Origin of the sequence: Brucella sp. TWI432 (assembly GCF_039674445.1) — a bacterium.
Classification (GTDB): domain Bacteria; phylum Pseudomonadota; class Alphaproteobacteria; order Rhizobiales; family Rhizobiaceae; genus Brucella; species Brucella chromiisoli.
In genome coordinates, this window is sequence record NZ_JBDJNL010000039.1 from 1 (window position 1) to 10325 (window position 10325).

The following is a 10325-nucleotide window of genomic DNA, read 5'->3' on the forward strand; positions in this document are numbered from 1 at the left end:
CTCTGCTGCGGTTTAAAAATCGGGGGAAATTATCCGCGCCATTCCGGCGCAAAAGGGATTTCGTCATCGAGATCACGCGCGAAGCCGCCGCCGCTCTGGCTGGCGTAGCTTTCCGCCGATTGTGAATTGCTCTGATGATCGCGCGTGCGCGTTTCGCCGTAGTCATCCGGGCTTGGTGTGCCGCGACCGCCGCCATTGCCTTGCGGCAACAACTCAAGATCGCCGCTATAGGATTCCAGCACGGTTTCAGTCGAATAGCGGGTGTTACCGCTCTGATCTTCCCATTTGCGGGTTCGAACCTTGCCGGAGATGAAGACGATGTTACCCTTTTTCAGGTATTGTTCGGCTGTCTTGGCGATATTCTGATTGAAGATCACCACCGTATGCCATTCCGACTTTTCTTTCTTCTCGCCGGTATTTCTGTCGCGCCAAACATCGGACGTAACAATGCGCATGCTGACAATCATGTCGCCGCTGTTGGTTCTGCGCACTTCAGGATCAGCACCAAGACGGCCAATCATCTCATGACGATTGAGGCTCATGCCGCCCTCCAATCGATACCAAGGTAACGGTTGAGGCGATCAAGCCATTGTTCTTCGGCCTTCATCGCACCCCATGGTTTGATGGCGCCGGTGAGCTTCGGCAAAGGCAGAATGCGGCCTGACAAATTGCGATAACCAGCCTTGCCAAAAAGCGCGAGCGCCTCGGCCTGCAGCATGCGATCATCCATTTCGAAAACAATCTGCGGCAAGACAGGCGACAAGCCAGCCTTATGAAAAATAGGCCTATCCAGATCGGCCTTCATTCCGCTGACGGCATTGCGCACCCAATGATGCGGAATGTCATGCATGCGGTAAAGCGCATCTGCCAGAAGCTCGGTCGCAGGCCGTGACTGATCACCAATCCAGGCTTCGTGCGCATCGTGCAACAGGAAGTAACCTGCAAGCACCGCATCACCTGTTTCATTGATCAAGGCATCGGCACCCATCACACTGTGCTGCGCAACAGAATAGGCAAGACCACTATAAATCCCGTTGAAACGGGCAATCTTTGAAAGAGCATTCCCCAGCACCTGCCAATCGACATCGGCTTCGATCGGCTCCGCCAGATTCATGAGACTGCCGTCAGGACGAAATGACAGAATAGAACGGCGACGTTGCACGGGCGCGGTGGCGTCATAAGGCGCCTGCTCCTGATCCTTTAAAGACTTGGCATTCATGCTGCTGCCCTCGCATGAGCAACGGCAATCTTTGGCAGCGACTTTTCTGCAGCCAGCGTCAGCCGCGCACGTTCAACCGGCAAAAGCGGCAACAGATTGAGGAATTGCGCCAGATGCACAATGCAGCGCTCACGCTGCGCAGCCCATGGATCAAGCATCAGCGCGGCACGGCCTGCACAATACCGTCCCCATGCTTCAAAAAATGCCGGTGACGTCAGATAATTCTCGGTCATGGGTGGGCGGCTGGGGACTGGCTCGCGCACTTTCATCGCCATGTCTTCGATGTTGTCATAAGCCTTTTTGCGGCTTTCAGCCTTCCACTGTGCTGCAAGGTTCTGCGCCTGAATGCCAAACTCCAGAATTTCAGCAGACGTAAAACCGGCGCGGGTGAGATCAAGAAATGTCGCAGCACCATGCGAGGCTGCCATTTCCTGCATAGTCCGCGCCATTTCGATGGCACGAAGATGTGGCGTATCCTCAAGGGCACGTGGATCAGACGTGCGGACTGGATTGATTGTGCGAAAGTGCGTCGCGGACGCATAGGATGCAGTTTGTGTCGAAATATTCATCATCGCCTCCAGCGGTTTGATGGAAGCGACATTCGCGATTATCGCGAATAATGTCAATTAAATAATCGCGATTATCGCGAATTATTTTATCTGCGCTGTCCGCATGATTAGAATCAGTGGTTTTCCACTACATTGCGTTTCTACGATTTTTGGACTTGTTATTTCCCATTGCGTTCTTGATATGTTCTAATTCATGAGTCATCATTTCGGTACAACAAGCGTAACAGGAAATATGGGTAATGGGCATGCAGACAAATTTCATCGTACAAAGCTACAGCAAGGGGCAGCGGGGTAAGTTGCAACCTGACACACCGTTCATAGCGAAAGACATAGCCCACGCACGCCGCACAGCAGAGCGAATGGCTATTAGCAGCCCTATGGTTATAGCCTTCACCAATACGGGCGATGCTGAAACAGGTGACTTCGACCCACCTAAGCTGATCTATGCGCATGGCGACCAATTACCCCCAGAAGTCGAGGAAATGGAAAAGGTTTAGCGTCACTGGAGATGTGAATGATTAGATTCGTCCCGAAAGCTCCGGTGATCGAAAAAAGCGCCGCCGATAAAATAATGGACGACGCTTTAGAAAGTGATGAAATGCGATTGATGAAGAAGATCGAGCGCGAGACGATCTCAATCGCTAATCTTATGACTTCAATTCACGGTGGGGCTTGGCGCTCTCGGGTAGATCATCAACGGAAGATGGTTTTGATTTGGATGGCTGACGCTGAATGACAGAATCTATAACTGAAAACACAACTTCTACACCGCGCTGATCTAACCCCTCTATTCTTTTTAACATGTCGATTATGGCCTGATCACCTCTGATCGGGCCATCATTTATTATGACCGACGGCAAAGGTTCAGGCTCAGCACCTTGCTCTGAAAAAAACTTTTGAATTAGAGGGAGCTCGTGCGCTTTGATTTCGCGTGCTTCTTTGCCGTTCTCAGTATTAGCCATTCTCGTAATCGCATCTGCGCTCACACCTAAGAACTTGGCTAACGCCCCCTTAGTACCCCTGGGGCGCCTTCCCAACTCCTGCTTAAGCCAAAGCTTATATGTAACCTGCGGATCGCTCATGACGATATAATCGCGACTATCGCGAAATTATCTATCGCGAAATTCGCGAAGCACGCTTGACTTAAATCGCGAAATTCGCGAATAATGCCTCCATGACCAAACAACACCTTGACCCCGCTAAAAGTATCATCACCAAAATTGGTGCCGAAGATGTTGCGCGCGTTTGTGGTGTGCATGTTTCTCGCGCTTATCGTTGGATGCGCCCAAAAGATAAGGGGGGCACCGGCGGCTTGATACCAATTGAGCATATTCGACCAATTATTGCGGCCGCAGCAAATAGAAATATTCATCTTACCGCAGATGATTTTCTCCCCGTATTCGACGCTTCCACGGAAACGGAGGAGCTCATATGAACTCACTTTCGCTGTTCTATCGCCGTCTGGATAATGCATGCTGCGCCTTTCTGCACGGACACTCACGCCGCGACCTGAATAGGGTGCGGCTGCGCCGTATTGCGTTGTTACTTCGCCGTGCGATCGCTCAAGAGCAGCGATTGCTTGACTGTGAGGGGAATGAACTGGCCCGCGACATCTTACAGCCTTCGATGGACGCGCTTCGCCGCGACCTGGAATGCTTCGTTGAGAGCAAAGGCCGCGTCTCGAATAGCGCCTTTGCGCAATTCCTCCACATCCGTCGCGCCAGCCTGCAGAGCCGCCGTCTCCACGAGCTTACGCGCCGGTATGCGGTCGGCGAGATCACGCAGCTGCCTGCGCAAGATATCGAACGCCTTCGTGTCTCGACGCCCGAAGGATACGGACGCCTCTATGAAGGCCTCTTTGAAGATCGCAGCAAGTATGGTTTCCTTGGCAAGCTGTGTTTCAGCAGATGTGATCGGCATGGTTTTGCCCCCTTATTCAGACGGCTCACCCGTTGCTTCCGAACCGGAAGAAACTGCGCGCCGCCTTGATGATCTGACCCGGCCAAACTGACACGAAAAATCCATTCCCTTAACGGGAAAAAACAGCGGCTTTTCCCGCCACGGGAAAACTTTGCCTTTTGAGGACTTCCCCATGACGCAACTGACAGATGCGTGGTTCCAGAGGATCAAGTCGGCACAGCGTGACCTCATCAAATATTGCGGTGGCATTGAGCGCGTTGTCGAACTTTCCGGCTTTTCAAAAAGCCAGGTCGGACGCTGGAATCTATCGACAGAGACGGACCTGATGCCTCTCAATGTCGTCTATAAGCTTGAGAACGAATGCGGTGTGTTGTGCCTCACATCCGTGATGGCTTCGCTCAACAACCGCCGACTGACAGAGCCTGATGAAGATGTGCGCGCAGCGGGCAATCTGCTTGCTGCGCATTCTGAATTCGTCGTCAGTGTTGGAGAGGTAATGAGCACCGGAGCGCGCGTTTTTGCTGACGGTAAAGTTACCGGCACAGAAGCCATGCAGCTCGACAAGGTTGCAAGCGATGTTGAGCGCAATATTTCCGGCCTACGCCGCGAGCTTTCCGGCCACATTGCCAATGCCCGTCGCGGCGAGCCTGCCCTTCGCGTCATAGGGGATGAGTGACCATGACGCGCCAACCTCCAAAAGAACCGTCTGCTCTGAGCATATTGCTATTGGTTGCCTCTTGCTGCATGGGCGCCACGCTTGCCGGAGCTTATGCCGCCGTTCTGTTTTGCCCGATGGTGCTGCGATGACGATCAGTCTGCTTGATGGTCGCGTGGAAATCATTGTCGATGACGTCATGGCCGCGCTCGCGCGTCTGCCGTCCGACAGCGTGGATTGCGTTGTAACCTCGCCGCCTTACTGGGGCCTACGGTCTTATATTGACGACTCTGACCCGTTGAAACCGCTCGAAATCGGTCTGGAACCGACACTTGCTTCGCATCTGGAAACGATGGTCGCGGTATTTGACCAGGTGCGCCGTGTGCTGAAGCCCACCGGCACATGCTGGATCAATTATGGCGACTGCTACGCCACCACGCCGAACGGCAAGTCTGCCGCCGACTACAAGGCAGAAGGTTCTGATGACCGCACCTTTCGGGACAAGCCGTTTTCTACCATCGGCAACGGTATCAAGCCGAAAGACTTGCTGATGATCCCGAACCGGCTGGCCATCGCCCTACAGGACGCTGGCTGGTGGGTGCGCTCGGAGATCATCTGGGGCAAATCCAATCCAATGCCGGATTCCTCCGGGGCCTATCGCCCATCGTCCGCACATGAGAAAATCTTCATGCTGACGAAATCTGACAATGGCGACATATGGCGCGCTCGCGATACAGGTGAGATATCCTTTTCGCCGGATCTGACTGAACGCTGCCCTTTCATCACTGACCCTTCACGCGAAGGTGCGCGCTGGATTCGCATGGGCGCATACTATGACGCGGACGCTGTTTGCCAGGCGGCGAGCCCCAGCACCAACGCACGAGTTTCGCAGGACGTAATCAACCAGGTCGGAAGCTTTCGTGCAAACGGCAACGCAAAAAGTAACGGCCCGATGAAAGCTGTTGTGCGTGGTGGCAAAAAAGAAGCTGCTTCGGGGTCTGGTATAAAAAACAATACCAGTTTCAACGATGCCATGATCGTCCCCCCGGTCCGTCGCTATTTACGGAACTATGAGCCAGCACCACTGGATGTTTGGCCTATATCAACTCAGCCCTTCAGTGACGCGCATTTTGCGACATTTCCTCCAGAGCTTGCACGGCGGTGCATTCTCGCCGGATCTCCGAAAGGTGGCCTCATCCTTGATCCATTCGGCGGGGCCGGAACCACGGGCCTTGTGGCAGCGCGCCATGGCCGTGAAGCCATTCTTATTGAACTCAACCCGGAATATGCGGCCCTCGCCAAACGCCGAATAGAAAAAGAATGGCGCGTCATAGCTGACGCGCCATCCTCAACGACCGATCACGGCCCTTTATTCAGCACAGAGGTGTTAGGATGACGATTGATCTATTCAGCTGCCTCCAATCCTATAACCAACTTCTGCCCCATGGCCGCAAGTGCGGCAGTCATGAGAGGAAGCTTGGTCGCAGTATCAGGATCAAGCAGGCGACGCGCCTCTTTCTCGTCCTTACCAAGCCTGCGGGCGAGTTCGGTTCTCGAAATGCCCGAAGCGCGGAAAGTCTCAATCACGGCGACCTTGGTTGCGACTTCCGCATCCGGCCAGATCAGTTCTCCCTTTGCCTTTGCTTCGGGCAAGCTTCGTCCCATCTCCAGATAGGTGAGCAGTGCCACGCCGAGCGCATCTGCAGCCTGCGCGCGCGCATCCGCAATGTCATCGCCCTCGGTAATGGCTTCCGGCACATCTGGAAATGTAACGACAAAGCCCCCTTCCCGCTCGGTCGGCTCGAACACGGCTGCGTAAGCATATGTTCTCATTCTTCTAGCCCTTTTTTCCTTTGTGAGGTGGGCGGGGCTCAGATGAGCCCCAACCCTTTCTTGATCTTCGAGGCGGTCTTGGGATCAATTTCCCGGCTTGGCAGTGTGGTGAAGCGATCTCCTACCCATACTGTTGCGTGTCCGCCTTTCCCTTTGCTCTTGCTGACCCTGAAGGCCAACCCTTGCGCTTTTGCTTCATCCCTTAGCTCGGCAATGAAGCGGTCTCTTTTGTCCATCGGGTTCTCCGTGCTGACAAAAACAATATCGGATATTTTTGTCCGAGTGTCAACAAGTTTCGGATATTTTTGTCCGAATTTTTCAATCAAAAAGGCGGTCCGATGACACCCGCCTTTTCAACCGATTTCACCATTCTCGGCATGTATGTGGACCGCAAGCGCATTTGCTGCCGCATGAGGGAGGGCGAGGTTGCCCGCCGCTGCGCGATTCCGCTTGATGATGTCCGCCGCATAATCAGTGGGCGGCGCATCGGGCCTGAATCCACTCAAGCGCTCTGCAACTGGCTTGAACGCCCCATCAGCTTTTTTGACCGCAAAGAACTCGCCACTCGACGAGAGGTTTATCCATGAAAACGTTCGGCCAGCCCGGCAGCATCACGCCTGCAAGTTTTAATCCCGAACTGCCAACAGCCATGATCATCGAAGGATTGTTGCTATTGCGCGAAATGGGACTGACCCGCCGTCAGATGGTCAAAGCCACCGGCATGTCAGAATACAAAATCCGGTCATACTTCAACACGACCTGCAGCCAATGGAAGCTGGATGACTATTGGGGCGTGAAAGGTCGTGACCAAGTGGGGGGAGCGCAATGAGTGCTGCCCTGAAGCTTTTTGTCGAAAATGCGCGCGCCGTCACAATCGCAGATGCTGCACAGCGCCTCGGACTGAAATGCAACCCGCGCGGAAATGAGCACCCGCAACCCTGCCCCGCCTGCGGCGGTCGCGACACATTTGCCTTCAACACCCAGAAGAATAAATGGAACTGCCGCCAAGGTGGAATAGGCGGCAATGACGCCATCGGCATGGCTGCGCATGTGCGTGGATTGAACCCTAAAACCCGTGAGGGTTTTTATGAAGCTTGCTCTATCCTGTTGGGCTTGCCTGTGCCGGATGGTGGCGAGCGGGAAACCGATGACGACAAAACTGCACGCCTGAAGCGGCTGGAAGAACAGCGCCAGCGCAATGCCGCGCTGCAGGCCGAACAGGCGGAAAAACACGCCGACTATCGCGAAATCGAGCGAAACAAGGCGCGCGCCATTTATGGCCGTGCCTCCAGTCTGCGCAGTTCTTCTATGCCTGAAGGCCGATTTTATCTTTCTGTCCGTGGGGCCTGCGTACCCGGCGGTGATTGGCTTCGCATCAGCGCGGATGCGGCTTACTGGCATGCCGGGAACATGATCCATGAAGGCCCGGCCATGATAGCCCCGATCATTGGCGCCGACTTTGGTGTCATCGGCTGTCACATCACCTGGATTGACCTCAAACACCGCCCAAAATGCAGGCCATCAATCATCGACCCCGCGACAGGCGAAATATTGCCAACCAAGAAAATGCGCGGCTCCAAGAAAGGGGGATTGATACCGCTTGCAGGAAAGCCAGATCTGGCGCGCTGGGTTGGCGGTGAAGGCATCGAAAACACACTGGCGGTTGCACGTGCGGAAAACCTGCGGCCTGACACCTTCTATTTTGCTGCTGGCGACCTTGGCAACCTCTCCGGCCCCGCCGATCCTGCTTCAAAGTTTGCGCATCCCACGCTCAAAAAAGAAGATGCCAAGGGACGCCCGCGCCCTGTCATGGTGCAGGGCGCAATCCCCCGTCCCGATCAAACCCCGCAGGATGGATTTTGGATCGGTGAGCATGTGCGTGATGTGGTTCTTCTTGGTGACGGGGATTCTGAGCGCATCATGACCGCCGCCGCCATGGCCAGAGCCAAGGCGCGCATAATCAAGCCAGACAGGCGGGTGGCAATTGCGTGGCCACCAGCAGGCATAGATTTTTCTGAAATGATGGCAGGTGCCGCGTGAATAAGCCAACCAAAGACATTCCAGCGGCTGTTCGCGCCATAATGGATGAAGCATCGCGGCAGGCGGAAGCCGCCGATATTGAGCCCCGCAACCCCGATACCTATGGTGTGCCTGATGCACACTCCCCGGACGATGGTGAGCCAGCGGCCACCGCGCGCGGGGACAGGATAGTGGACCGCGAGGTAGTGCGCGCCTGCTCTGTGCTTGATCATTCTGACACAGACAATGCAGAACGCCTGAAACGCCACTTTGGTGAGGATATGCTCGTGCTCGCCCAGAGCAAAGCCCGTAAGGCAACTTATGCGATTTGGGATGGTACCCATTGGGATATCGACACGGGCGATCCGCGTTCCCTTGCTATTGCACAGCAGCTTGGTGGCCGCATCTCCATGGAAACCGAATTCCTGCAATATACCCCTGCCGAGGAAGAAGCCGTCAAAGCGGGAAAGGAATCCCTCAAAAAGGGGGAAGATGAGCGATCAAAGCCGGAAAAAAGGCTGGCTGACGCGGCGTTGAATGCAAAGGAGAACCTTGCCAAGCGCAAGAAACGGCGCATGGACCATGCGGTCACGTCGAAAAACCGGGCGCGACTGGAAGCGATGCTGACCTGTCTCGCGCCGCATGTGATGCGCTCGCCGGATGATTTCAACGCTGACCCGCTCAAGGTCGCTTTACTTGATCATACGCTTGTTTTTTCGCGCAAAGTCGAAGAAGTGCGCAACCCGGCTTTTGACGATCCCGACGATAATCGCGAGGACATCCCGGAAACCATTGAGCGCAAAACCGCAAACGTCAAAGTTTTAAAAGGGCACCGCCGCGCCGACCTGATGACGCAGATTGTGCCTGTCGCTTACAACAAGAATGCCAAATGCCCGAAATGGGATGCCTTCCTTAAACGGATGCTGCCAAGCGATGATGTGCGTCGCATGGTTCAGGTCGCATCTGGATTGGGTCTGGTTGGGATCACTGTACAGAAATTGTTCTTTCATTACGGTTTCGGTGCGAACGGCAAATCGGTCTATATGGAAACCCTCTGCCGCTTGCTTGGTGACGTTTCGGTCACCCTTCCATCCGAGTCCTTTATCGGTGAAGGCAATTCAGGCGGTGCGGCCTCGCCTGATATGGCGCGTCTCTATGGCCGGCGCTTCCTGCGTGTCAAAGAACTGCCTGAAGGCGAGGATTTGCGCGAAAATCTGGTCAAGGATTTGACCGGCGGCGAGGACTTTACCGTCCGTGACCTGTTTCAGGGGTATTTTGATTTCAAACCCATATTCACCGGGCACATGTCCGGCAACGGCTATCCACGCATCACTGGCACGGACAATGGCATTTGGCGGCGCATGGTCGTGGTGCATTGGCCTGTGACGCTCAAAAAGGAAGAACAGCGCGAATTTGAAGAAGTCATTTCAGAATTCCAACCGGAATATCCCGGAATATTAAACTGGTTGATTGAGGGCGTGCTGATCTTCCTGCGTGAAGGGTTGGTTATTCCGGCTTCGGTCGAAGCAAAAACTCAAGAATACCGCGACGAGATGGACCCCACGTCCGCCTTCTGTGCCCGATGTATCGAAGCTGACGAACACGGTGAGGTGACCGCCAAGGACTTTTATCAGGCATATGTTGACTTCACGGTCGATCAGGGTGGCAAGCCCATTTCGTTGACCAGATTCGGATTGATCATGAAAAAGAAGTACCGACGCGAGGACGGGCGGGCGGTCAAATACCATGGCTTGCGCCTCATTGAAGTGCCGAAACCCGCGCATACGTCCGGCTCTGATGACTATGAGGCGCATTTGCGATGAGCCATACCACTTCACTCGTCAGGTTCGTAGTCCTCAATTTCGCGAATGCAATGATAGATATCCGCTTCGATATCGTGCAGGGTTTCCATCAATTTAATGATTTTGTTATCCCCTCCATCCGTTTCGCACATGATGGAGCGGTCGAATTCGTCCAATTCCTGAGCAACAACGGCTATCTGGTCTGCCCCCTGAAAAGTGATCCTTCATGAAGTATGGCTTATGAGCCTCAGAAGGACATTGAAATGGTAGCGAAAAGACACAAGGCAGAAGAGATCGTCACGAAGCTT

Annotated in this window: 16 protein-coding genes; 9 read left to right on the plus strand and 7 right to left on the minus strand. The window is 54.3% G+C overall.

Translation table 11 applies throughout. From position 1 onward, the window contains the following. Positions 1 to 29: 29 nt before the first annotated feature. From ssb to ABE527_RS21085, 3 genes are read right to left on the minus strand one after another with little or no spacing between them, the layout of a single operon-like run. Positions 30 to 542, minus strand: a complete 513-nt coding sequence (gene ssb / locus ABE527_RS21075; RefSeq protein WP_499698217.1) for a single-stranded DNA-binding protein — start codon at positions 540 to 542, stop codon at positions 30 to 32. After that, a complete protein-coding gene (locus tag ABE527_RS21080) occupies positions 539 to 1219 on the minus strand; it encodes a hypothetical protein (protein ID WP_499698218.1) in 681 nt (226 codons plus the stop codon). The genes ssb and ABE527_RS21080 overlap by 4 nt, the downstream gene beginning before the upstream one ends. Then, positions 1216 to 1788, minus strand: a complete 573-nt coding sequence (locus ABE527_RS21085) for a hypothetical protein (protein ID WP_499698219.1) — start codon at positions 1786 to 1788, stop codon at positions 1216 to 1218. The genes ABE527_RS21080 and ABE527_RS21085 overlap by 4 nt, the downstream gene beginning before the upstream one ends. A gap of 359 nt (positions 1789 to 2147) precedes the next feature. Here ABE527_RS21085 and ABE527_RS21090 point away from each other — a divergent pair, with 359 nt between their 5' ends. Then, on the plus strand, positions 2148 to 2285 hold the full coding sequence (locus ABE527_RS21090) for a hypothetical protein (protein ID WP_499698220.1): 138 nt from the start codon (positions 2148 to 2150) through the stop codon (positions 2283 to 2285). 150 nt (positions 2286 to 2435) lie between these two features. Here ABE527_RS21090 and ABE527_RS21095 read toward each other — a convergent pair whose 3' ends face one another. Further along, positions 2436 to 2870 carry a hypothetical protein gene (locus ABE527_RS21095; RefSeq protein WP_499698221.1) on the minus strand — a complete coding sequence of 145 codons (435 nt, stop codon included), beginning with the start codon at positions 2868 to 2870 and terminating at the stop codon, positions 2436 to 2438. Between the two features lie 92 nt (positions 2871 to 2962). Between ABE527_RS21095 and ABE527_RS21100 the strand changes: the two genes are divergently transcribed. Continuing rightward, positions 2963 to 3223 (plus strand): hypothetical protein, encoded by a 261-nt coding sequence (locus tag ABE527_RS21100; RefSeq protein ID WP_499698222.1) that lies wholly within the window; start codon positions 2963 to 2965, stop codon positions 3221 to 3223. Positions 3224 to 3402: 179 nt separating this feature from the next. On the opposite strand, the gene ABE527_RS21105 is transcribed toward ABE527_RS21100, so the two are convergent. Next, positions 3403 to 3708: a hypothetical protein gene (locus tag ABE527_RS21105; protein ID WP_499695434.1), complete on the minus strand. Its 306-nt coding sequence runs from the start codon at positions 3706 to 3708 to the stop codon at positions 3403 to 3405. A gap of 172 nt (positions 3709 to 3880) precedes the next feature. Between ABE527_RS21105 and ABE527_RS21110 the strand changes: the two genes are divergently transcribed. After that, positions 3881 to 4384 carry a hypothetical protein gene (locus ABE527_RS21110; RefSeq protein WP_499698223.1) on the plus strand — a complete coding sequence of 168 codons (504 nt, stop codon included), beginning with the start codon at positions 3881 to 3883 and terminating at the stop codon, positions 4382 to 4384. A gap of 127 nt (positions 4385 to 4511) precedes the next feature. Continuing rightward, a complete protein-coding gene (locus ABE527_RS21115) occupies positions 4512 to 5759 on the plus strand; it encodes a DNA-methyltransferase (protein WP_499698224.1) in 1248 nt (415 codons plus the stop codon). 8 nt (positions 5760 to 5767) lie between these two features. Here the strand turns inward: ABE527_RS21115 and ABE527_RS21120 are convergent, their stop codons facing one another. Together ABE527_RS21120 and ABE527_RS21125 are read right to left on the minus strand one after the other, a co-directional pair. Then, positions 5768 to 6196 (minus strand): type II toxin-antitoxin system HicB family antitoxin, encoded by a 429-nt coding sequence (locus tag ABE527_RS21120; protein ID WP_499698225.1) that lies wholly within the window; start codon positions 6194 to 6196, stop codon positions 5768 to 5770. 38 nt (positions 6197 to 6234) lie between these two features. After that, entirely contained in the window at positions 6235 to 6522 is a 288-nt protein-coding gene (locus ABE527_RS21125) for a hypothetical protein (RefSeq protein WP_499698226.1), read from the minus strand. A 12-nt stretch (positions 6523 to 6534) separates the two neighbouring features. Between ABE527_RS21125 and ABE527_RS21130 the strand changes: the two genes are divergently transcribed. The 5 genes from ABE527_RS21130 to ABE527_RS21150 are packed head-to-tail and all read left to right on the plus strand — an operon-like array spanning position 6535 to position 10247. After that, entirely contained in the window at positions 6535 to 6783 is a 249-nt protein-coding gene (locus ABE527_RS21130) for a hypothetical protein (protein ID WP_499698227.1), read from the plus strand. Then, positions 6780 to 7025 (plus strand): hypothetical protein, encoded by a 246-nt coding sequence (locus tag ABE527_RS21135; protein WP_396997243.1) that lies wholly within the window; start codon positions 6780 to 6782, stop codon positions 7023 to 7025. Before ABE527_RS21130 ends, ABE527_RS21135 begins: the two co-directional genes overlap by 4 nt. Further along, positions 7022 to 8236 carry a DUF7146 domain-containing protein gene (locus ABE527_RS21140; protein WP_499698228.1) on the plus strand — a complete coding sequence of 405 codons (1215 nt, stop codon included), beginning with the start codon at positions 7022 to 7024 and terminating at the stop codon, positions 8234 to 8236. Before ABE527_RS21135 ends, ABE527_RS21140 begins: the two co-directional genes overlap by 4 nt. Then, positions 8233 to 10038: a DNA primase family protein gene (locus tag ABE527_RS21145; protein ID WP_499698229.1), complete on the plus strand. Its 1806-nt coding sequence runs from the start codon at positions 8233 to 8235 to the stop codon at positions 10036 to 10038. The genes ABE527_RS21140 and ABE527_RS21145 overlap by 4 nt, the downstream gene beginning before the upstream one ends. Then, a complete protein-coding gene (locus ABE527_RS21150; RefSeq protein WP_499698230.1) occupies positions 10035 to 10247 on the plus strand; it encodes a hypothetical protein in 213 nt (70 codons plus the stop codon). The genes ABE527_RS21145 and ABE527_RS21150 overlap by 4 nt, the downstream gene beginning before the upstream one ends. Positions 10248 to 10325: the final 78 nt, after the last annotated feature.